The organism is Thermodesulfobacterium sp. TA1, assembly GCF_008630935.1.
Taxonomy (GTDB): Bacteria; Desulfobacterota; Thermodesulfobacteria; order Thermodesulfobacteriales; family Thermodesulfobacteriaceae; genus Thermodesulfobacterium.
The window spans coordinates 251,396-271,600 of record NZ_CP043908.1 but is presented as its reverse complement, the minus strand read 5'-3'; the positions used below and the strand labels follow the sequence as shown (position 1 = coordinate 271,600).

The 20,205-nt window shown below is 36.6% G+C and carries 22 protein-coding genes; 18 read left to right on the top strand and 4 right to left on the bottom strand.

The genetic code is table 11. The features are described 5' to 3' along the window. Positions 1-60 precede the first annotated feature (60 nt). Together rpsG and rpsL are read right to left on the bottom strand one after the other, a co-directional pair. Positions 61-534, bottom strand: coding sequence for a 30S ribosomal protein S7 (rpsG, locus tag F1847_RS01400; protein ID WP_150071329.1), 474 nt, complete (start codon positions 532-534; stop codon positions 61-63). A gap of 20 nt (positions 535-554) precedes the next feature. Further along, positions 555-926, bottom strand: coding sequence for a 30S ribosomal protein S12 (gene rpsL / locus F1847_RS01395; protein ID WP_150071328.1), 372 nt, complete (start codon positions 924-926; stop codon positions 555-557). A gap of 192 nt (positions 927-1,118) precedes the next feature. Here rpsL and F1847_RS01390 point away from each other — a divergent pair, with 192 nt between their 5' ends. Next, positions 1,119-2,417 (top strand): replication-associated recombination protein A, encoded by a 1,299-nt coding sequence (locus F1847_RS01390; protein ID WP_150071327.1) that lies wholly within the window; start codon positions 1,119-1,121, stop codon positions 2,415-2,417. A gap of 5 nt (positions 2,418-2,422) precedes the next feature. On the opposite strand, the gene F1847_RS01385 is transcribed toward F1847_RS01390, so the two are convergent. After that, a complete protein-coding gene (locus tag F1847_RS01385) occupies positions 2,423-3,796 on the bottom strand; it encodes a glycosyltransferase family 39 protein (protein WP_150071326.1) in 1,374 nt (457 codons plus the stop codon). Between the two features lie 69 nt (positions 3,797-3,865). Here F1847_RS01385 and F1847_RS01380 point away from each other — a divergent pair, with 69 nt between their 5' ends. Then, positions 3,866-4,930 (top strand): Gfo/Idh/MocA family protein, encoded by a 1,065-nt coding sequence (locus F1847_RS01380; protein WP_150071325.1) that lies wholly within the window; start codon positions 3,866-3,868, stop codon positions 4,928-4,930. A gap of 34 nt (positions 4,931-4,964) precedes the next feature. On the opposite strand, the gene F1847_RS01375 is transcribed toward F1847_RS01380, so the two are convergent. Beyond that, complete coding sequence (locus tag F1847_RS01375) at positions 4,965-6,164, bottom strand: IS110 family transposase (protein WP_150071129.1); 1,200 nt, start codon at positions 6,162-6,164, stop codon at positions 4,965-4,967. Here F1847_RS01375 and F1847_RS01370 point away from each other — a divergent pair. From F1847_RS01370 to F1847_RS01295, 16 genes are all read left to right on the top strand, one after another. Next, the gene (locus F1847_RS01370; protein ID WP_150071130.1) at positions 6,120-6,377 is read left to right on the top strand and encodes a hypothetical protein; all 258 of its coding nucleotides are present in this window, start codon (positions 6,120-6,122) and stop codon (positions 6,375-6,377) included. The two genes, F1847_RS01375 and F1847_RS01370, sit on opposite strands and share 45 nt — an antisense overlap. Positions 6,378-6,401: 24 nt before the next feature. After that, positions 6,402-7,520: a DegT/DnrJ/EryC1/StrS aminotransferase family protein gene (locus F1847_RS01365; protein ID WP_150071324.1), complete on the top strand. Its 1,119-nt coding sequence runs from the start codon at positions 6,402-6,404 to the stop codon at positions 7,518-7,520. Between the two features lie 5 nt (positions 7,521-7,525). Beyond that, positions 7,526-8,428 carry a glycosyltransferase family 2 protein gene (locus tag F1847_RS01360; protein WP_150071323.1) on the top strand — a complete coding sequence of 301 codons (903 nt, stop codon included), beginning with the start codon at positions 7,526-7,528 and terminating at the stop codon, positions 8,426-8,428. Positions 8,429-8,480: 52 nt separating this feature from the next. Beyond that, positions 8,481-9,719, top strand: a complete 1,239-nt coding sequence (gene glyA, locus F1847_RS01355) for a serine hydroxymethyltransferase (protein ID WP_150071322.1) — start codon at positions 8,481-8,483, stop codon at positions 9,717-9,719. Positions 9,720-9,725: 6 nt separating this feature from the next. Then, entirely contained in the window at positions 9,726-10,277 is a 552-nt protein-coding gene (locus F1847_RS01350) for a cytidine/deoxycytidylate deaminase family protein (protein WP_150071321.1), read from the top strand. 90 nt (positions 10,278-10,367) lie between these two features. After that, the gene (locus F1847_RS01345; protein ID WP_150071320.1) at positions 10,368-11,285 is read left to right on the top strand and encodes a DnaJ domain-containing protein; all 918 of its coding nucleotides are present in this window, start codon (positions 10,368-10,370) and stop codon (positions 11,283-11,285) included. A 94-nt stretch (positions 11,286-11,379) separates the two neighbouring features. Continuing rightward, on the top strand, positions 11,380-12,288 hold the full coding sequence (locus tag F1847_RS01340; RefSeq protein ID WP_150071319.1) for a spermine synthase: 909 nt from the start codon (positions 11,380-11,382) through the stop codon (positions 12,286-12,288). Next, positions 12,285-12,998 carry a flavodoxin family protein gene (locus F1847_RS01335; protein ID WP_150071318.1) on the top strand — a complete coding sequence of 238 codons (714 nt, stop codon included), beginning with the start codon at positions 12,285-12,287 and terminating at the stop codon, positions 12,996-12,998. Before F1847_RS01340 ends, F1847_RS01335 begins: the two co-directional genes overlap by 4 nt. Beyond that, a complete protein-coding gene (locus tag F1847_RS01330; protein ID WP_150071317.1) occupies positions 12,964-13,491 on the top strand; it encodes a nitroreductase in 528 nt (175 codons plus the stop codon). Before F1847_RS01335 ends, F1847_RS01330 begins: the two co-directional genes overlap by 35 nt. Positions 13,492-13,505: 14 nt before the next feature. Next, on the top strand, positions 13,506-14,264 hold the full coding sequence (locus tag F1847_RS01325; RefSeq protein ID WP_150071316.1) for a DsbC family protein: 759 nt from the start codon (positions 13,506-13,508) through the stop codon (positions 14,262-14,264). Positions 14,265-14,266: 2 nt separating this feature from the next. After that, complete coding sequence (gene amrA, locus F1847_RS01320) at positions 14,267-14,821, top strand: AmmeMemoRadiSam system protein A (RefSeq protein ID WP_150071315.1); 555 nt, start codon at positions 14,267-14,269, stop codon at positions 14,819-14,821. 216 nt (positions 14,822-15,037) lie between these two features. After that, positions 15,038-16,240: an anion transporter gene (locus F1847_RS01315; protein ID WP_150071314.1), complete on the top strand. Its 1,203-nt coding sequence runs from the start codon at positions 15,038-15,040 to the stop codon at positions 16,238-16,240. A 48-nt stretch (positions 16,241-16,288) separates the two neighbouring features. Beyond that, positions 16,289-16,585: a J domain-containing protein gene (locus F1847_RS01310; protein WP_150071313.1), complete on the top strand. Its 297-nt coding sequence runs from the start codon at positions 16,289-16,291 to the stop codon at positions 16,583-16,585. A gap of 4 nt (positions 16,586-16,589) precedes the next feature. Beyond that, positions 16,590-17,852, top strand: a complete 1,263-nt coding sequence (locus tag F1847_RS01305) for an aspartate kinase (protein WP_150071312.1) — start codon at positions 16,590-16,592, stop codon at positions 17,850-17,852. A gap of 5 nt (positions 17,853-17,857) precedes the next feature. Beyond that, positions 17,858-19,444, top strand: coding sequence for a citramalate synthase (gene cimA, locus F1847_RS01300; RefSeq protein ID WP_150071311.1), 1,587 nt, complete (start codon positions 17,858-17,860; stop codon positions 19,442-19,444). Between the two features lies 1 nt (position 19,445). Then, entirely contained in the window at positions 19,446-20,204 is a 759-nt protein-coding gene (locus F1847_RS01295; RefSeq protein ID WP_150071310.1) for an AAA family ATPase, read from the top strand. The last annotated feature ends 1 nt before the right edge of the window (position 20,205 follow it).

The following is a 20,205-nucleotide window of genomic DNA, read 5'->3' as shown; positions in this document are numbered from 1 at the left end:
AAAAATAAAAAAACAATCAAACTAACAAAAAGTAGCAAAAAAAACAGAAAGAAAAACCTATTACCAACGATAATGAGCAAAAACTCTGTTAGACTCAGCCATACGATGGGTATCGTCTCTTTTCTTTATAGCCGCGCCTCTTTCGTTATAAGCATCCCAAAGTTCGTTAGCCAGCCTCTCAACCATAGTTCTTTCGCTACGAGCACGGGCAGCGTTGATCGTCCATTTAATAGCCAATGAAATCTGTCGCTCTGGCCTAACCTCAACAGGAACCTGATAGTTAGCACCTCCCACCCTACGACTACGGGTTTCAATAAGAGGCTTAACATTATCTATAGCCTTTTCAAAAATCTTTAAAGGATCTTCTCCACCAGATTTTTCTCTCAACCTCTCCAAAGCCTCATAAAAAATCTTCCTGGCCACATTTTTCTTTCCGTCTTTCATCAAGTTATTTATAAACTTAGCCACTAGCACACTTCCATACTTAGGGTCTGGAGGGGTCTCTCTTTTAGGCACTGGTCCTTTGCGTGGCATACCAAATCTCCTCTCTCACTTTATTTAGGTCTGGGGGTTCCATATTTAGAACGAGATTTTTTCCTGTTTTGAACCCCAGCGGCGTCTAAAGCACCTCTAATAATTTTATATCTAACACCAGGCAAGTCCCTAACACGTCCACCTCTAACCAGAACCACAGAGTGCTCTTGCAGATTATGCCCTATACCTGGAATATAAGCAGTCACTTCAACTCCGTTAGTCAAACGAACCCTTGCCACCTTTCTTAAAGCTGAATTCGGCTTTTTAGGGGTAACGGTATAAACCCTCACACATACCCCTCTTTTTTGAGGGCAACCCTGCAAAGCAGGAGACTTAGACCTTTTAACCTTCTTTTCTCTGCCTAACCTAACTAATTGATTGATTGTAGGCATATCCTCCCTCTACACACAAATTAAGTTTAAAGCAACAAGCCCTTTATATAATACCTTTTTTCTTTCTTGTCAAGAGGTAAAAAACAAAACCTAAAAACCACACTTAATAAGTGGCAATTAAATATTATACCATCTTTTAAAAATTTGTTAAGGCCTTTTGAAAAAAGTTAAAGATATTTTAATATTATTTTTATGAATTTTGATTATACACCTCTTGCTGAAAAAATAAAGCCTCAGACTTGGGAAGAATTTGTAGGGCAACCTCACTTAGTAGGTGAAAGGGGGATATTAAAAACCTTAGTTTCTACAGGAAAACCTTTTTCTTTTATTCTGTGGGGTCCTCCTGGGGTAGGCAAAACTTCTTTGGCTTTTCTTGTGGGGAAAACCCTGAAAGCAGAGTTTGTCGTGGTAAGTGCGGTAGACACCTCTATCAAGGATTTAAAAGACATAGTAGCTAAAGCTAAACAACTGAAATCTTTAAACAAGCCTACTCTACTTTTTATAGATGAAATCCATCGGTTTAACAAAACCCAACAATCCTTTCTTTTACCTTATTTAGAAAAGGGAGACCTGTTTTTAATAGGAGCCACTACCGAAAACCCTTCGTTTGAGTTAATACCCCCTCTTCTTTCCCGAGTAAAAATCTTTATCTTAAATCCCTTATCTAAAGAAGAAATCCTTTTAATCTTAAAAAGGGCGTTAGAAAAAGGGTTTTTAGGGATTGAGGAACAAGGGATTACCATAGAAGATGATGTGTTAGCAAAGATCGCGGAGGTAAGCGGTGGAGACGCAAGGGCAGGATTAAATCTTTTAGAACTTTCTGTAGAATTAATTAAAGCCTCTGGTAAAAAAGTTCTGTCTTTAAAAGATTTAACCGATGGCCTTCTTTTTAAACCTATAAAATATGACAAAACCGGAGAAGAACATTACAATTTAATTTCTGCTTTTCATAAAAGCATGCGTGGAAGCGACCCTGATGCTACTATCTATTGGCTTACAAGGATGCTCAAATCTGGGGAAGACCCCCTTTATATAGCAAGAAGAATCATAATCTGTGCGGCTGAGGATGTAGGACCTGCCGACCCTATGGCTTTGGTCATTGCGGTGGCTGCAAAGGAGGCTTTTGAATTTTTAGGACAGCCTGAAGGTGAGTTAGCTTTAGCAGAAGCAGCTATTTATGTAGCTTGTGCACCTAAAAGCAACTCGGTCTATCAGGCCCTCAAAAAGAGTTATGAAGAAATAGAAAGGTCTAAAGACCTTCCTGTGCCTTTATATTTAAGAAACCCTGTTACCAATCTACTAAAAAAACTTGGGTATGGAAAAGACTATAAGTATGCCCACGATTTTGAATCAGGGTTTGTCTTTCAATTCTATTTACCTGAAGCCATCAAAAACAAACAGTTTTATTTCCCTTCAGGTCGCGGTGTAGAGAAAAAAATAAAAGATCGATTAAAATCTCTTTGGAAAGGCTTAAAACAATACCCTGAATAACCCGGCTAATTCTGCGAAAAAATGTACCATACTGTTTTTTGATAGGGATCTACAAAGTTCTTTTTTAATCTACCTTGAGGAAGTTTTTCTTCAGAAAGAATGTTATATCCCTGGTTTAAAAGGGTTAAAAGTTCTTCTTCTTTGGTTAAAACCTTAATAGGAGAAGGACCATAAAAAATGATAATCGGGTTTTCCTTTTGCCAAAACGCTAAAGGACCTTGGATAATTTCTTCTTTAATGATTCTTAGTTGGTAAGATAACTCAAATGAGGTTTTAAAGGTTATCACCCCAAGAACTACAACGTTTAATCCCACAAGGACGATAAAAACCTTTCTTAAAATCGAAAAAATACCTAAGTTGTTAAAGATAATCTTAGAAAAAAACAAAGCCCAAAAAGGATAGACCCATAGAAGGTACTTATTAAACTTTTTTCCGGTAAGGCTTAGACAAAAAACCGGGATTAAAGAAATTGTCAACAAAAATAAAAGTTCTTTATCTTTCTTAAGTTTATCCCAAACAGCAAAAAACCTTTCTTTTAAATAAACTTTATTTTTCCAAAAAAGGTAAAAAAGAAAAACGAAACAAAACCAAAAATTCAGTAAAAAATGCTTCCAATAGTAATACCATGGGTCTTTTCCTTGAGAAACCAAGCGGGTCTTAATGTCAGTTCCCAAAAATTCTTGAAAAAACTCCTTTCCAAACATCAAATATCCGTAAGCATACCAACCCAAGCACAAGGTTATTGAAATTAACCAACCTAAAGGGTCTAAAAAGAGTCTTAAAACCTTCTTTTCTTTAGTTAAAAGCCCATAAACTAAAAGTCCTGGAATATAGAACAGGTTTAAAGGACCTCTAGTTAAAAAACCTGCAGTTAAAAAAACAAAGAAAAGGTGTTGATAAATCCTTTTAGGGGCTACAAACAAATAAAGATAAGAAAAATAAAACATCAAAAAAGAAAAAAGCACAAATAAAGGTTCTAAGTCTATCCTATTAATAAAAGAAAAAAACCGAAAGTTAGCTAACAAAGCAAGTATAGCCCAAAAGATTGCTTCCCAGTTCTTTTGATAAAACTTCACAATAAAAAAAAACAACAGAGCATAACAAAAAATAGAAAAGGCTCTTAAAGCAAAAACCAACATTTCTGGGGTTGAAGAAAAAGGTTTGCTCCAAACAGAAGCCAACCAAGTATAAAGAGGAGGCTTGGTAAAGTAAGGCTCTCCGTTATAGGTTTGAAAAAACTTAAAATCCCTTATGTTTTCTTTTACCAAAATAGCCCTTCTTAACTCTTGGTAAGATGTTGGCGGCTGAAAAAAAGAAAGCACTAAAAAACTTAAAATAGCTAAGCCTAATACTACAAAAACTTGAGTTTTAACGTTCATAATACCTTTACAAGAAAATTTTTAGGTATATTTTAGTATAGGTTTAAACATTTTAAAGAGAGGCTAAAGATGAAACTTAAGTTAGCTATAGTTGGGTGTGGAAAAGCTGCAGAAAGGCACTTAAAAATCTATCAAGCTTTACAGGATGAAGTAGAGGTAGTAGGGGTTTCTGACGTAGTACCAGAAAGGGCTAAAAAATTTGCAGAAATCCTTTGTGCTAAACCATATACAGATTATCAAGAAATGCTTACTAAAGAAGAAGTAGAGGTGGTAGACCTTTGTCTTCCTTCTGGCATGCATGCTGAAGTAGGTGAAGTTATCCTTCAAAAGTTTAAAAAACACCTTTTGGTAGAAAAACCTCTTGCTCTTACTTTAAAAGAAGCAGAAAATTTGGTAAACCTTGCTCAAAAAAACCAGCTTAAACTGGTTACTATTTTTCAAAACCGGGCTAATCTTCCGGTACAAAAACTGAAAGAGGTCTTATCAAAAAACCTTTTAGGATCCCCTATCTTAATTTCAGCTAAATTTTACTGGAGTAGAGACCAGAGATATTACGATTCTGCCGGATGGCGAGGCACCTGGGCTTTTGACGGAGGGGCTTTAGCTCAACAAGGATGCCATTTTGTAGACATGCTTTATTACTTAGGCGGACCTATAGAAAGCGTGTTTGCTAGAATGGGAACCTATTTGGTAAACATAGAGGCAGAAGACCTTTTGGTTGGAATTTTAAAGTTTAAAAGCGGGGCGTTAGGTACGATAGAGGCGACAACCTGTTCTCGTCCAAAAGATTTAAAGGCTGAATTAGTGGTGTTGGCAGAAAAAGGTTCGGCTGTGCTTGGCGGTTTTGCGATGAACAGATTAGACCATTTAGCCATAGAAGGGGTTGAAAAAATAGAAGAATTTGTCTCAGGGTTTGAAAAAAACCCAGATCATCCTTTAGGTTTTTCTCATTTTACCTACTTAAAGTCAGCCATAAAGTATTTTAAAACCTCTGAAAAAGACCCTTGGTTAGTGGTAGGAGAAGAAGCTATTCCTTCTTTAGAGGCTATCATAGGCCTTTACGAATCGGCAGAAACAAGAAAAGAAATAAAGTTTCCTTTTGAACCTGTAGCCTGCAAATTAGGTAAAAGATAAAAAACAAAAGGAGTCAACTATCAGAAAATAGGAATTAAACATGAGAGACCTCCAGAACAGGGAACTTAGAAAAAGCAGGATTAAAGAAAGTTTTTTTTCTACAAATTGCATAGATAACTCTTATAAGTTTGTTTACAACTGCTATCATAGCTTTCTTATAACTGCCAAAGTTTTTCTTCTTACGTATAAAATAGGATCTGAAGTAAAAATTCCATTTTACTACACCTACCGCCATCTGGAAAAGAACATTTCTGAGAAAGCTCGACCCTTGCTTAGATATGCTCATCTTAGCTTTATACTTACCAGATTGTTTTGTTACTGGGTCTGTGCCCGCAAACTTTATGAGCTTTTTGGCATTAGAAAATCTTTTTACGTCTCTGATTTCAGCCAAAAAGAGACTTGCAAGTTTAGAGGAAATACCTTTTATAGAGGAAATGAGCTTAATTTGTTCTTGCTGGTCTTCATCCATTTTCTCTACAAGCATCTCTTCAAGCTTTTTTATTCTTGGCTCAAGGAAAAAGAGTTTTTCGATGTAGATGATAAGAGTTTGAGAGAGATAAGGATTGTCAACCCCGATAGAGTTTTTAGCAAGGTTTATGACTTCATCGGGAGAAAAGGAAGGGGTTTTACCTTTAGGAACAGAGGATTTAATAATTTCGGAAATTTCATTTGGTTTAGCTTTTTTAAGGGTTTTAGCAGAGGGGAATTTAAGGAGTATGTTAAGGAAGGAGTGGGAGTAAATATTAAAGTGCTTTTCAGCTTCTGGGAAAAGAACAGTGAGGGCGTATTTGATTTGAGTTTTAGCTTCAGCAAGTTCATGTTTAAGTTTTTGGATAAGACGAGAAGCACTACGGAGTTCAGAGTTTTCAGGATAGGATTTAAGGAATTCAGGGTTATTAAGAGCGAAGAGTGCAAGGATTTTGGCATCTTTTGTGTCGTATTTAGAGGGGTTGTTAGCGGAGATAAATTCAAAGAATCTGTGGACGATTTTAGGGTTAAGGATGAAGGTTTGGATATCTTTTTCAACGAGGAAGCAGTAAAGGGGGATGTGGAACCTACCAGAGGATTCCATAACAACGATAGGGTCAGAGAGGGTTTTGAGAAGGTTAAAGAAATCAGAGAAGCCTTGAAGAGACATAGAGAGTTTGCCGGAGGAGAGGGTTTTAGCTTCATGGTTAAGGATGCAGAAGTGGAAGTTATCTTTAGAAATGTCAACACCGATGTAATGGGTCATGATGCTACCTCCTTTTTAAGATTTTTGTCCCTCACACCATCCTCCCGAGTAGCTGGGGCTTTGGTAGCCCAACCAACTTATCGGGTGTTGAGGGACAGAGGGACATACTCCTTAAGAGGCTCAAAGGCCTACCAAAAATGGAGTCCCTGTCCCTCTCTAACTTATAAGCTTTTGTTTTATTATACAAAACAAAATGTGTTAAACAAACCTTAACATAAAAATTGCAGGAGATTTAAAATGAAAAAAATACCTCTTTTAGACTTAAAAAGGTCCTGGGAAGAGATAAAACAAGAAGTATATCAAGGATGGGAAGAAGTTTTTAGCTCTATGCGGATTTTAAACGGAAAATATCTACAAGAATTTGAGAAAAACTGGGCTGAATATTTAGGGGTTAAACATGCCTTTGGATGTAGTTGTGGGAGTACCGCTTTACTTATGGCTCTCATAGCCTGTGGGATAGGTAAAGGAGATGAGGTTTTACTTCAAGCCAATGCTTTTATTGCAGATTTAGAGGCTATCCATTTAGCAGGAGCAATCCCTGTTTTATTAGAGGTAGACCCAAACACCTTTGGTCCCGATTTAGAGGACATGTATAAAAAACTAAGTCCTAAGACCAAAGCTTTGATATTAGTCCATATGTACGGCCATCCTGTTGAGATGGATGAAATCTTAGAGTTTTGTAAAAAATATGGAATTATCCTTATAGAAGATGGTTCTCATGCCCACGGAGCCACCTATAAAGGCAAAAAGGTAGGTACCTTTGGAAAGGTTGGCTGTTTTAGCTGTGGACCGGTTAAAAACCTTAACTGTATAGGAGATGGAGGGGTTATAGTTACTAATGATGATGAGTTAGCTTTTAAGCTTAAATTTCTAAGAGTACACGGGCAGGTAGAAAAAAACCATTCTCATTTTTTTGGGTTTAATTCAAGGCTTGATGAACTTCAGGCAGTAATCCTTAATGCAAGGTTAAAAACCTTAGACCAAAAAAACGAAAAAAGAAGAGAAATAGCTAAAAAATACCACGAAGGGCTTTCTGACCTAAAAAACTTAACCCTACCTCCCCTTGACCCAGAATACAAGCAAAGTGTTTATCATAGATATGTAATTAGAACCCCTTTCAGAGATGAACTGGTTACCTTTTTAAAAGAACGAGGAATAGAAACAGGATATTATTATCCTATACCCTTACATTTACAAAAGAGCTATCAAACCTTCTATCCAACCCCTTTAAACCTTCCTGTAGCAGAAAAGCTGGCTAAAGAATCTGTAGCCATTCCCATGTATCCTGAGCTTACCGAAGAGGAGATAACTTATATCATCAACTGTATAAGGGATTTCTATCAGAATAAAGGATAGGTTTTATGAAAATTTCTCTTATAATACCAGTTCATAACGAAGAAGGAAACGTTCCCATCGTTTATAAAGAAGCTAAGGCAGTGCTTGAAGATTTAAAGGCTAAAGGATATCAATACGAAATCATCTTTATTAACGACGGAAGCACTGATAAAACTTTAGAGATACTTAAAGAACTAAAGCAAAAAGACCCGCTCTTAAGAATTTTAAACATGGACCGCAATCGCGGAGAAGCTGCAGGCCTTACTGCAGGTTTCCAAAAAGCTACGGGTAATATAATCGTTTCTATGGACGGAGACGGACAAAACGACCCCAAATACATAAAAGATCTAATAGCCAAGTTAGAAAAAGGATATAAAGTTGCCACTGGATTTAGGTTGAAAAGAAAGGAAAACTTCTGGTTAAGGGTTCTTCCTTCTCGAATAGCTAATTGGTTAATCAGTCTTTTTACAGGTCTTAAAGTAAGAGATAACGGTTGTTCTTTGAAAGCCTATCTATCCCCTATACCCAAAAAATATCAAATCCCTCACGGTTTTCACCGATTTTTACCAGCCCTTTTTGGAGTGAAAAATCACGAAGTTTGTGAGGTTCCGATCGTTGACCGACCAAGGATGTACGGTAAATCCCATTATAACCTTAAACGCACTTTTGAGGTAATAAGAGAATTGTTTACCATTCCTTTTGTGCTTAGAAATTCGTATTTTTACGAAAAATTTTTTAAACTTAATTTCTGGGGTTCTATCTTACTTACAGGATTGTTTTTAGTTTTAGCCTTAAGTTTTTCTCCTAAATTCTGGATATTAGAGGGTTTAAGTATAGGTTATGGTGGTATTTCTTATTTAATCTGGAAAAATCTTGCCCGATTTAACAGGGCTCAAAAAGAAGGGGTTTTTCAAGTAGAAGAAATTTAAAAACCTGGTAAAATTTATCTATCTATTGAAAAAATTTAGGGGGTATAGAGAAATGTCCTTTTTAAAAACGGTTGACCCAGAAATTTGGGATTTAATACAAAAAGAAAGGGACAGACAGGAATATCAGTTAGAGATGATAGCTTCAGAAAACATGGCTCATGAAGCTATCATGGAGGCAGAGGGTTCTTATTTGATGAATAAGTATGCTGAAGGTTATCCAGAGGCAAGGTATTATGGTGGATGTACTTATGTAGACGAGGTTGAAAAACTTGCTATAGAAAGGGTAAAAATGCTTTTTGGGGCTGAACATGCTAACGTGCAACCTCATTCTGGAACCCAGGCAAACATGGCGGTGTATTTTGCGGTTTTAAACCCTGGAGATACCATCCTTTCGATGAATCTTTCTCACGGAGGGCATCTTTCTCACGGAGCCTCAGTAAATTTTTCAGGTAAGCTTTATAAAATAGTTCACTATGGGGTATCAAGAGAAACAGAAACCATCGATTATGAAGAAGTAAGAAGGTTAGCCTTTGAACATAAACCTAAAATCATCGTAGCAGGGGCTAGTGCCTATCCTCGGACGATAGACTTTGAAGCCTTTCATCAGATAGCTAAGGAGGTAGGAGCTTTTTTGATGGTAGACATGGCCCATATAGCTGGATTAGTAGCAGCAGGAATTCATCCTTCTCCTCTTCCTTATGCAGATTTTGTAACCTCAACCACTCATAAAACCTTAAGGGGGCCAAGAGGAGGTTTTATCCTCTGTAAAGAAAAGTTTGCTAAGATTATCGACAAAACCGTTTTTCCTGGAATCCAAGGCGGTCCTCATATGAACGTGATAGCCGCCAAGGCTGTTTGTTTTCAACAGGCTTTAGAACCTGAGTTTAAAACCTATCAACAGCAGGTGGTAAAAAACGCTAAAACTATAGCTGAAGTGTTTAAAGCAGAAGGTTTTAGGATTGTCTCTGGTGGAACAGACAATCATTTAGTTTTGGTAGATGTTTCAGTAAACGGCCTTACCGGGGCTGAGGCTGAAAAACTTTTAGAAGAGGCAGGTATTACGGTTAACAAAAACGCCATTCCCTTTGACCCACGTCCTCCAAGAGTTACCAGTGGGATTAGAATAGGAACCCCCGCTATTACTACTAGAGGTTTAAAAGAAAAAGAAGTAGAAGAGGTAGCTCAATACATGTGCGCTGTTTTGAAAAAACCAGATAAAGAAAGTCTACGTAAAGAAATTAGGCAAAAGGTAAAAGAAATTTGCGAAAGGTTCCCTTTTTATAAGAGGTAGCTTTTTATGGAACGCCCAAGTTGGCACGAATATTTTATGCTTATAGCTAAGATAGTGGCCTTAAGGTCTGGATGTAATTCAAGGCCTACAGGAGCGGTTATCGTTAAAGATAAAAGGATTTTAGCCACTGGATATAACGGGCCGATGCCAGGGGCTTGGCATTGCACAGATAAAGGGCCTACTTATTGTTTTAGGAGAGAAAAAGGAATCCCAGATATAGATAAGTATAATTTTTGTAGGGCTACCCATGCAGAGGCTAACGCTATAGCTCAAGCAGCAAGGTTTGGCATTTCAGTAGAAGGAGCCAGTCTTTACTGTACCTTGGCTCCTTGCTATGTTTGTCTTAAGCTGATCGCCTCTGCCGGGATCAAAGAGGTATACTATGAATATGATTACGAAAGCAGAGATTTTGAAAGAGACCTTTTTTGGAAAGAAGCCATCAAAGAGGCAGGGATAAAAGTTTTTAAACAAATCGTTGTCTCTGGAGAAACCTTAAAATCCCTTTCAGATATTCTTCCTTATCCTACCTCTCAAAGAAGACTTCCCCCTACAGAATAAACCTCTACTCTTTTCGTTTATTTTCTGTTGAATTTTTCTTTAAAAGACATTATTTTTTGTATTAAAAACAGGAAATGGAGGAAAGCCTTTATGGCTAAGGATTATTATGAAATCCTTGGAGTACCAAGGAATGCTACTCAGGAAGAAATCAAGAAGGCATATCGCAAGCTTGCGATGAAATATCATCCAGATAGAAACAAAGGCAACAAAGAGGCTGAAGAAAAGTTTAAAGAAATAAACGAAGCCTATGCAGTCTTATCAGACCCAGAAAAAAGGAAACTCTATGACCTCTATGGCTCAACAGAATTTCAGAGAAGGTATACCCAGGAAGACATCTTTAAAGATTTCGATTTTGAAAATATTTTTAAAGATATAGGAATTGACTTAGGTGGCTTTTTTAAAAAGGGTAAAAGAAGTGGTAGAAGCAGGACTTTTATTTTTGATTTAGGAGACATTTTTAGTAACCTTTTTGGAACCCACTTTGAAGAAGAATTTAGTCCTTTTGGAGAAGTTTATGAAACCATCCAGGTAGACCTCCCCCTTACTACTGAAGAAATCATAAAAGGTGGAGAAAAAGAGGTCATCATTCCTGGAACATACGAAACTATAAAAATAAAAATTCCTCAGAACATAAAGGACGGGCAAATTCTTAGGGTAAAAAAGAAATCCGGAAAAACCACTAAGGAGTATTTATTTACTGTAAGGATTATACCTTCTTCAGGATATAAGGTTGAGGAAAGTAATCTTATCATAGAAAAGGAACTTCCTCTTACCAGCCTTCTTTTAGGTGATGAAATCGAAATACAAATACCTGACGGTAAAAGAGTAAAGACCAAAGTTCCTCCTTTGACTAAACCAGGGGCTAAACTGAGGCTTAGAGGATTAGGATTACCAATAAGTGGAGAAAAAAGAGGTGACCTTTATGTAGTTTTACTTCCCAAAATTCCTGAAAAACTTACAGAAGAGCAGAAAAATTTAATAGAAAAGTTAAAAGCTTTAGGCCTTTAATCCTTATTTTTGTTGACAAACCCTTTAAAAGTTTTAAAATTTGAATAAAATAAAAAAATCTTCTTATAAACATTCCTTTAAAAGGGGTTTTCTTATGGTCAAAGATATAATGGAAAAAGCTCTTCCTACGGAAACTAAAGGAGTAAGGGTGCTTTTTGGAGAATTTGTTAATACAGATTATCTTTATTCTTATTTAGGAACTATTATATATGCTGAATCAGGGATGCAAAACATTTTCATCTTGGAAAATAAATTTTGGGGAAAAATGCTTTTTATTAACAACAACCTTCAGTTTACCACAAGAGATGAATTTATTTACCACGAAGCCTTAGTACATATACCTGTCCAATCGACCCCTGAAGGAAGCGTTAAAAAGGTTTTAATCTGCGGCGGAGGAGACTATGGAGCAGCAAGAGAACTTTTAAAATACCCTAATATAGAAGAAGTAGTTATCGTAGACATAGACCCTAAAATCCCTAAATTGGTAGAAGAATATTTTCCTGAACTTTTACCTGAAGACCCAAAAGACCCAAGGCTTAAGCTGATAATTGAAGACGCCTTTGTAATGGTTCAAAGGTATTTAGAGGAGGGCAAAACCTTTGATTTTGTTATCATAGATTCTACGGACCCTGATATAAGCGATAAAGGGGTAACTCAAGAACTTTCTCATGCGCTTTTTGGGGTAAAGTTTCATCAGATGCTTAACAAGCTTTGTCCTCAAGGAGTAATAGTCCAACAGTGTGGAACCCCCTTTACGATGAAAAACATTCTTACCGAAACCTATAAAACTTTTAAACAGGTCTATCCTGAAAAAGAAATATTCTGCTATAAAGCTAACATCCCATCTTTTGGTAGTGATAACGCTTTTATGCTGAGATGTTCTTATCCTAATCCAGAAAATCCAAAATGGAAAGAATTACCTAATGTTTACTACTATTCTCATGAAATACATCGTTCAGCTTTTGGTCTTCCTAAATTTTGGAGGGAGGCTTTATCGGTATGAAGGTCTTAGGGGTGTTAGGTTCACCTCACAAAACAGGAGGGTCAGCTCAACTCTTGTTAGCTGCTTTAAAAGGGGCAGAAAGAGAAGGAGCTAAAACAGAGTTGGTAAGCGTTTATGATGGGGAGGTAAAACCTTGCATAGGTTGTATCCATGATGAGGAGCCTCAATGTAAGTTTCCCTGTATTTTTGAGGACTATGGCAAAATCATCTTAGAAAAAATCTACGAAGCAGACGGGATTATTTTTTCTACCCCGATTTATTGGTTTGCTCCTTCTGGCCAGTTAAAAAACCTGATAGACCGTATGACTTCTCTTGAAAACATGGTAGCCTATGGAGAGCCAAGCTATCTTGAAGGAAAGGTAGTAGGAGCGATTTCCGTTGGAGCAGATGAAGGAGGAGCCTGGGTTGGTGGGTACATCATTACTACTATGACCTCTATGGGAGCTATAGTACCACCTTGGGGTATTGCTTACTCTCATAAAGCTGAAAAAGCAATCTACGATAATAAAGCCTTGATGGATGCGATAAACATCGGTATCTTAACCGCACGAATGATAGCCAGACTAAAAGGAATACCAGCAGACCTAACTTTTGTTTATGACATAGACTTACTTGAAACCATCAGAAAAGAGGTTATCCTAAAATTAGGCCTTATAACTCCAGGCAGAGAAGACTATGGGAAAAGAATCGTTAAAAAAAGCGGTATTTGAAGCTATTTTATCGAGAAGAAGTATAAGAAGATATTTAGAAGAAAAACCTGATAAGCAGTTGGTTTATCGGTTGTTAGAGGCTGGTATTTGGGCTCCCTCTGGGTTAAATAACCAACCTTGGAGGTTTGTGATCGTTTGGTCTGACGAAATCAAACAAAAATTGGCAGAACTTACCAGATATCAAGAAATCGTTAAAAGAGCACCGGTTTTAATAGGTGTTTTCTTAGATAGAGAGAAAATGTACCATCAAATAAAGGACCATCAATCAGCAGGGGCTTGTATACAAAACATCTTACTTGCAGCCCATGCCTCAGGACTTGGAGCTTGCTGGTTAGGTGAAATCTTAAAAAACGAAGAAAAAGTTAAAGAAGTGCTTTCTTTACCTAAGGATAAGTATGAGTTGTCTGCCTTTATTGCTCTTGGTTATCCTAATGACCAGAGTCAAAGAACTTCAAGACATCCGTTGGAAAGTTTTATACTTAAAGAACTTTAAAGAAGGGGGATTTTATGAAAAAAAGTTTTTCTTGGATTTTAGGTTTAGGGCTCCTTTTAGGAGGTTGTAGCAATGGGTTAGGAGGCTCGGTTAGTTGTCCCAAAGTAGAAGAGTTTCAAAAAAAGCTTGATACCCTTCAACCAGGGATCCAGATAGAAAAGATAGAAAAATCCCCTGTTCAAGGGCTATGCAAGGTAATAATTAAACTTTCGGAGTTTAACAAGGCTGTTTTCTATACCGACAATAAAGGCAATTACATCATCACCGGAAACATCATAGATATAGCCCAAAAAAAAGACATAGTGAGGGAAGAAATGGAAAAGATTAACAAAAGGGTTCTTGATAAAAACACCTTATCGGAGATAGAAAAACTTACAGATTTTACCTATGGCAATTCCCCTAATGTAGTTTATTTTATCACCGACCCTGATTGCCCTGTGTGTAAACGTGCTGAACCTATGTTGGAAAATCTAGTTAAAGAAGGAAAAATCACCGTGAAAACCATCCTTTTACCTTTAGAATCTCTCCATTCAGAGGCAAAAAACAAGTCTATTGCTCTTATCTGCGATAAAAAAGGCTTTCAAGAACTTATGCAAGGGTATAAAGGATCTAACCTTTGTGCTTCAGGAAAAGAAAAGATAGAAAAAAACATCGATTTTATGTTTAATAAGCTTGGAATAACCGGAACACCTACGTTTATTTTTCCTGATGGAGAAGTAGTAGTAGGGTTGATAGGTCCAGATTTTATACTTAACAAGTTTAAACTAAAATAATCATGCTTACCGTCCAAGAAAAAATTTATTGCCTAAAATTAGCAAGAAAGACTTTAGAAAACTATTTTGAAGGAATTCATGAGCTGATAGAACCTCCAGAAGGGTACCCCGCTCTTAGACAAAAGAGTGGGGCTTTTGTTACCTTGCTTAAGGACAGGCATCTTAGGGGCTGTATAGGAATTATAGAACCTTGGTATCCTCTTTATCAAGTGATTCAAGAAATGGCTATTTCTGCAGCTTTTAAAGACCCAAGGTTTCCTCCTTTGTCTAAAGACGAGCTTCCTTTAGTAGAAATAGAAATTTCTGTGCTTTCCCCTTTAAAAAAAGGGACGATAGAAGAGATAGAGGTGGGTAAACACGGAATATATTTGGTTAAAGATTTTCATCGTGGAGTTCTACTTCCTCAAGTGCCTGTAGAGTATGGCTGGGATAAAAAAACCTTTTTAGAGCATGTTTGCCTTAAAGCAGGTCTTAAGCCGGATTGTTATAAAGATAAGGACGTTGAGTTCTATCTTTTTACTGCTGAAGTCTTTAGAGAAAGTGAATTTTTAAAATAGCCTTTTAAATAGAAACAACTTATCACCCTTTGTAAATTAATTCACTTAAAAATAGTTTCTAAAAAGGGGTTTATTCTAAAGGTTTTATCACTTCTTAATTTTGACAAGGTTGATTTAAAAATCAGAAACGTTTAAATATCTAAACAATTTATTGAAAAGACATAAGGGAGAAATATAATTAAAAATCTATTTTTAGAATTTTCAGGATATGAGCCTATGGATGTTGCTTTTTTAATCTTTGTGTTTACCTATCTTCTTATGGCTATAGGGCAACCCCCTTTGTTTAGGATTGACCGCACAGGTGCAGCCATCATCGGTGCTTCCTGCATGGTAATTTTTGATGTTTTATCGGTTTACGAGGCTTATGAAGCCATAGACTATAAGACCATCTTAATCCTTTTCGGTATGATGATTTTAATCGCTAATTTAAGATTATCAGGCTTTTTTAACCTTATCCTCAAATTTTTAGTCCAAAGGATACAAAGTCCTTTAGTTCTTCTTTATCTTATTGTCTTTGTTTCTGGGATTTTATCTGCCTTTTTTATAAACGATACGGTTTGTTTAATCTTTACCCCTTTTATCTTAGATTTAACCAGAAGGATAAAACTAAACCCTAAACCCTATCTTTTAGCCCTTTGTATGTCAGCTAACATTGGCAGTGTGGCTACCATCACAGGTAATCCGCAGAACATCATTATCGGAGCTACTTCAAAAATACCTTATAGCACTTTTTTTATCAAACTATTTCCGGTAGCCTTAACAGGACTTCTTATTTGTGCCCTTTTACTACACTGGTTTTATAGAAAAGATTTAAACTTTCCCTTAAATAAAATCCCGGAAATAAGATATAGATATAATAAGCCGTTGGTAATAAAATCTTCTTTGATAGCTATACTAACGATGGTTCTTTTCTTTTTAAATGCCCCGATGGAAATAGTTTCTATTGGTATGGGTTCGTTCTTACTTATTACCAGAAGGATAAAGCCTGAAAAGGTATATAACTTTATAGATTTTAGGCTTTTAATCCTTTTTATAGGACTTTTTATCGTGATAAAAGGATTCGAAAAGTCGGTACTTTTTAATGAACTTATAGATCGATTTCGTCTATTGGTCACCACACCTTTATCATTGGTGTTTTCTTGTGTTTTATTATCAAACATCGTAAGCAATGTTCCGGCAGTGTTGATTTTTAAACCTCTTATTACTAATTGGTTTAACACAGAAAAGGCTTGGCTTTATCTGGCGATGGCTTCTACCTTTGCAGGAAACTTAACCATCCTTGGTTCTATTGCCAATATTATTGTTATAGAAGGAGCTTCTTCTAAGGTAAAAATTGGGTTTTTAGAATATCTAAAAATTGGACTTCCTTTAACTGTGTTATCTATTTTGGCAGGATTAATAATTTTAAATTTATTTTAGTTTTTTCTCTTGCTTAAAAACAAAATCTATTTAATATTAATATTTAGTATGGACTGGGGAAAAAAGTGGGAAAGGCTTGAAGAGGCAAGAAAGGTTTTAAACTTACCTAAAAGGACCACCAGAAAAGAGATTAAAGAAGCTTATCATAGATTGGCAAAAAAACACCATCCTGATTTAGGCGGAGACGATGCAACGATAAAAAAAATCAACGAAGCTTACGCCTTGCTGATGGAGTATTGTGATAATTACTTGATAAATTTGGAACCTAATGATAATATAACTAATCCGGAGGATTGGTGGTTGAACCATTTTGGAGATGACCCTATCTGGGGTAAAAGGAGGTAAAAGAATGTTAATAGTTCAAAAATATGGCGGAACTTCAGTAGCTAATTTAGAAAGAATTAGAAAGGTAGCAGAACGGGTGATTAAGTATAAGAACGAAGGACACGACTTAGTTGTAGTGGTTTCAGCGATGGCAGGAGAAACAGACAGGTTGATTAATTTGGCCAAAGAAATTACTCCTAATCCTCCTTTAAGAGAATTAGACCTTTTAGTTTCCACAGGAGAACAAGTTACTTCTGCCCTTTTAGCCATAACCCTTCAAAGCATGGGCTATGATGCGGTGGCTTTTTTAGGATATCAAATACCTATCTATACTACTAATCTTTTTACTAAAGCTAAAATAAAAGACATTAAAGTAGACAAAATAAAAAAAGAGCTTAACCAAGGGAAAATAGTAGTGGTAGCAGGTTTTCAAGGGGTTACAGAAGACGGGGACATTACCACCCTTGGAAGGGGTGGTTCTGACACTACGGCGGTAGCTTTAGCAGCTGCTCTTAAAGCTGACCTCTGTGAAATTTATACCGATGTTGAAGGGGTATACACCGCTGACCCGAGGATCGTAAGCAACGCACGAAAGCTTAAAAAGATTTCTTATGAAGAGATGCTTGAAATGGCAAGCAGTGGGGCTAAGGTTTTAGAGATGCGTTCTGTAGAATTAGCGATGATCTATAAAGTAAATTTAGTAGTAAAATCAAGTTTTACCGAAACAGAGGGAACCTTAATAACCGAGGAGGATGAAGAGATGGAAAAGGTAGTAGTTTCAGGTATAACTTATAGTAGAAATGAAGCTCGTATTAGCATCTATGGGGTTCCAGATAAACCAGGTATTGCTGCCCAAATTTTTGGTCCTATAGGGGAAAAAGGCATTATAGTGGACATGATCATCCAAACGGTTCATCCTGATAATAAAGCAGACATAACCTTCACTGTCCCCAGAACAGATTACACTCAAGCTATGGAAATAATAAAAGAAGTAGCCAAAAAACTTAAGGCCGAAAGGGTGGAAGGAGACGATAAGATTGCTAAGGTATCGATCGTAGGAGCTGGGATGCGTACTCATTCAGGGGTGGCTACCAAAATGTTTGAAACCTTGGCTAAACATGGGATTAACATTATGATGATATCTACCTCTGAAATCAAAATTTCCTGTGTAATAGACGAAAAGTATACCGAACTTGCTGTAAGGGCTTTGCACGAGGCTTTTAATTTAGACCAAGAAGTTATAAAAGAGGAAAAAACTACTCGAAAAAAGACTAAAAAAGCTAACTAAGAGTTATGAAAAGGATTGAAATATACGATACCACCTTAAGAGATGGTAGTCAAGCTGAAGAGATTAATTTTTCTTTAGAAGATAAAATAAGAATAGTTCTTAAACTGGATGAGTTTAAAATAGATTACATCGAAGGCGGATGGCCTGGTTCTAACCCTAAAGATTTTCAATTTTTTAAGGAAATAAAAGACTACCATCTTAAACATGCCAAAATAGTTGCTTTTGGAAGCACCTATCATCCTAAAAAATCTCCTGAAACAGATGAGATATTCAAACAGCTTTTACAGGTTAAAGTGCCTGTGGTTACCATCTTTGGTAAATCCTGGACCATCCACGTAAAAGAGGCTCTTAAAATTTCTTTAGAACAAAATTTAGAACTTATTGCCAATTCTATCCGATATTTAAAGCCTCATGTAGAAAAGGTTTTTTACGATGCAGAACATTTCTTTGATGGGTTTAAAGCAGACCCTCAGTATGCCTTAGCTACCCTTAAAAAAGCCAAAGAAGCCGGGGCAGATTGTTTGATCCTCTGTGACACCAACGGTGGCACCTTACCTTATGAGCTTGCAGAAATCATTAAAAAAGTAAAAGAAGAGCTGGGAGAAAATTTAGTTTTTGGAATACATGCCCATAATGATTCTGAATGTGCCGTAGCCAACAGTTTAGAAGCGGTAAGATTAGGGGCTACCCAGGTTCAAGGCACGATAAACGGGATAGGAGAAAGGTGTGGCAACGCTAATCTCTGTTCTATCATACCTAACTTAGTCCTTAAAATGGGTTATACCTGTAGCTCTGCTGAGGTGCTTTATAAACTTACCGAGGTCTCAAAATATGTTTTTGAAATGGCTAATCTTTCTCATCCTTCCAGGCTTCCTTTTGTAGGTCGCTCTGCCTTTGCTCATAAAGGAGGGGTCCATGTTTCTGCAGTGCTAAAATCTCCGTCTACCTATGAACATATAGACCCAGTCTTAGTAGGTAATACCAGAAGGGTTTTAGTTTCAGAACTTTCAGGAAAAAGCAACATCATATATAAAGCTAAAGAATTAGGCATCGATTTAGAATTAGATAGCCCACTTTTAAGCAAGATAGTTGAGGAAATCAAGAAGCTTGAAGCAGAAGGGTTTGAGTTTGAGGCTGCAGAGGCAAGCTTAGAACTTTTAATCTATCGTCTGATGGGTGAACCTAAACAATATTTTGAGCTTTTAAGCTACAAGGTGTTTGATTTTAAATCTAACAAAGAAGGAGCTCAATCTGAAGCTACGGTTATTGTAAGGGTACCTCCAGGAGTTGGAGAAGTAGAACACACCGCAGCCTTAGGTAATGGTCCGGTTAATGCCTTAGACAATGCCTTGAGAAAGGCTTTAGAAAGATTTTATCCTCAAATCAAAGAAATGGAGCTCGAAGACTATAAAGTAAGGGTATTGCCAGGGCTTCCAGGTACCTCTTCTAAAGTAAGGGTTTTTATCCTTTCTAAAAGCAAAGATAGAAAATGGGGCACTGTAGGAGTGTCAACAGATATTTTAGAAGCAAGCTGCCAAGCTTTGATAGATTCCTATACCTATAAACTTTTCTTAGATAAAAGAAAAAAATAACATGTCTGTCAAAATTTCCTTAGTAGGTAAAGGTGGAACAGGGAAAACTACGGTAAGTGCTTTGTTAATAAACTATTTGATAGAAAAACAATACACACCTATTTTAGCCGTAGACGCAGACCCTAACTATAACCTTAACGAACTTTTAGGGATTAAAGAAGTTAAAACCTTAAGCGAAATAAGAGAAGAAGTCCTTGCCCAAAAGGTACCTGATTTCATGTCACGATATGAATTTGTAGAGATAAAAGTAAACGAAATTTTAGTAGAAAAAGAAGGTTTTGACTTATTGGTGATGGGTTATCCTGAAACTGCAGGCTGTTATTGTCCTATCCATTCTTTTCTTTCTCAGGCTTTAACTAGATTATTCCAAAACTATCCTTATGTGATTATCGATAACGAAGCAGGTATGGAACATATTTCTCGATTAAATCTTACTCAGATGGACCATCTTATTATCGTATCTGACCCTAATCCCCGAGGGATAGTTACCGCAGAAAGGATTTGGGAATTAGTAAAAGCTTTAAAGGTTGAGGTGAAAAAATCTTGGTTGTTGGTAAATAAAGCTCCAACCAGTTTAGAAGATAAGTTTATAGATTTGGTAAAAAAAACCACAAAAGCTAAAAATCTAAACCTTTTGGGATTTTTACCAGAAGAACAAGACCTGCTTGAGTATGAACTAAAAACTTTTCCTGTTTTTAAATGGGATTCTGATTTTAAAACCTATGCCTACCAAATCTTTGATAAACTTTGGGAGAATTGAG

What these genes read in the sequence shown, in the direction of transcription:
- rpsG (WP_150071329.1), bottom strand. Translation starts at nt 534, where the DNA reads ATGCCACGCAAAGGACCAGTGCCTAAAAGAGAGACCCCTCCAGACCCT.
- rpsL (WP_150071328.1), bottom strand. Translation starts at nt 926, where the DNA reads ATGCCTACAATCAATCAATTAGTTAGGTTAGGCAGAGAAAAGAAGGTT.
- F1847_RS01390 (WP_150071327.1), top strand. Translation starts at nt 1,119, where the DNA reads ATGAATTTTGATTATACACCTCTTGCTGAAAAAATAAAGCCTCAGACT.
- F1847_RS01385 (WP_150071326.1), bottom strand. Translation starts at nt 3,796, where the DNA reads ATGAACGTTAAAACTCAAGTTTTTGTAGTATTAGGCTTAGCTATTTTA.
- F1847_RS01380 (WP_150071325.1), top strand. Translation starts at nt 3,866, where the DNA reads ATGAAACTTAAGTTAGCTATAGTTGGGTGTGGAAAAGCTGCAGAAAGG.
- F1847_RS01375 (WP_150071129.1), bottom strand. Translation starts at nt 6,164, where the DNA reads ATGACCCATTACATCGGTGTTGACATTTCTAAAGATAACTTCCACTTC.
- F1847_RS01365 (WP_150071324.1), top strand. Translation starts at nt 6,402, where the DNA reads ATGAAAAAAATACCTCTTTTAGACTTAAAAAGGTCCTGGGAAGAGATA.
- F1847_RS01360 (WP_150071323.1), top strand. Translation starts at nt 7,526, where the DNA reads ATGAAAATTTCTCTTATAATACCAGTTCATAACGAAGAAGGAAACGTT.
- glyA (WP_150071322.1), top strand. Translation starts at nt 8,481, where the DNA reads ATGTCCTTTTTAAAAACGGTTGACCCAGAAATTTGGGATTTAATACAA.
- F1847_RS01350 (WP_150071321.1), top strand. Translation starts at nt 9,726, where the DNA reads ATGGAACGCCCAAGTTGGCACGAATATTTTATGCTTATAGCTAAGATA.
- F1847_RS01345 (WP_150071320.1), top strand. Translation starts at nt 10,368, where the DNA reads ATGGCTAAGGATTATTATGAAATCCTTGGAGTACCAAGGAATGCTACT.
- F1847_RS01340 (WP_150071319.1), top strand. Translation starts at nt 11,380, where the DNA reads ATGGTCAAAGATATAATGGAAAAAGCTCTTCCTACGGAAACTAAAGGA.
- F1847_RS01335 (WP_150071318.1), top strand. Translation starts at nt 12,285, where the DNA reads ATGAAGGTCTTAGGGGTGTTAGGTTCACCTCACAAAACAGGAGGGTCA.
- F1847_RS01330 (WP_150071317.1), top strand. Translation starts at nt 12,964, where the DNA reads ATGGGAAAAGAATCGTTAAAAAAAGCGGTATTTGAAGCTATTTTATCG.
- F1847_RS01325 (WP_150071316.1), top strand. Translation starts at nt 13,506, where the DNA reads ATGAAAAAAAGTTTTTCTTGGATTTTAGGTTTAGGGCTCCTTTTAGGA.
- amrA (WP_150071315.1), top strand. Translation starts at nt 14,267, where the DNA reads ATGCTTACCGTCCAAGAAAAAATTTATTGCCTAAAATTAGCAAGAAAG.
- F1847_RS01315 (WP_150071314.1), top strand. Translation starts at nt 15,038, where the DNA reads ATGGATGTTGCTTTTTTAATCTTTGTGTTTACCTATCTTCTTATGGCT.
- F1847_RS01310 (WP_150071313.1), top strand. Translation starts at nt 16,289, where the DNA reads ATGGACTGGGGAAAAAAGTGGGAAAGGCTTGAAGAGGCAAGAAAGGTT.
- F1847_RS01305 (WP_150071312.1), top strand. Translation starts at nt 16,590, where the DNA reads ATGTTAATAGTTCAAAAATATGGCGGAACTTCAGTAGCTAATTTAGAA.
- cimA (WP_150071311.1), top strand. Translation starts at nt 17,858, where the DNA reads ATGAAAAGGATTGAAATATACGATACCACCTTAAGAGATGGTAGTCAA.
- F1847_RS01295 (WP_150071310.1), top strand. Translation starts at nt 19,446, where the DNA reads ATGTCTGTCAAAATTTCCTTAGTAGGTAAAGGTGGAACAGGGAAAACT.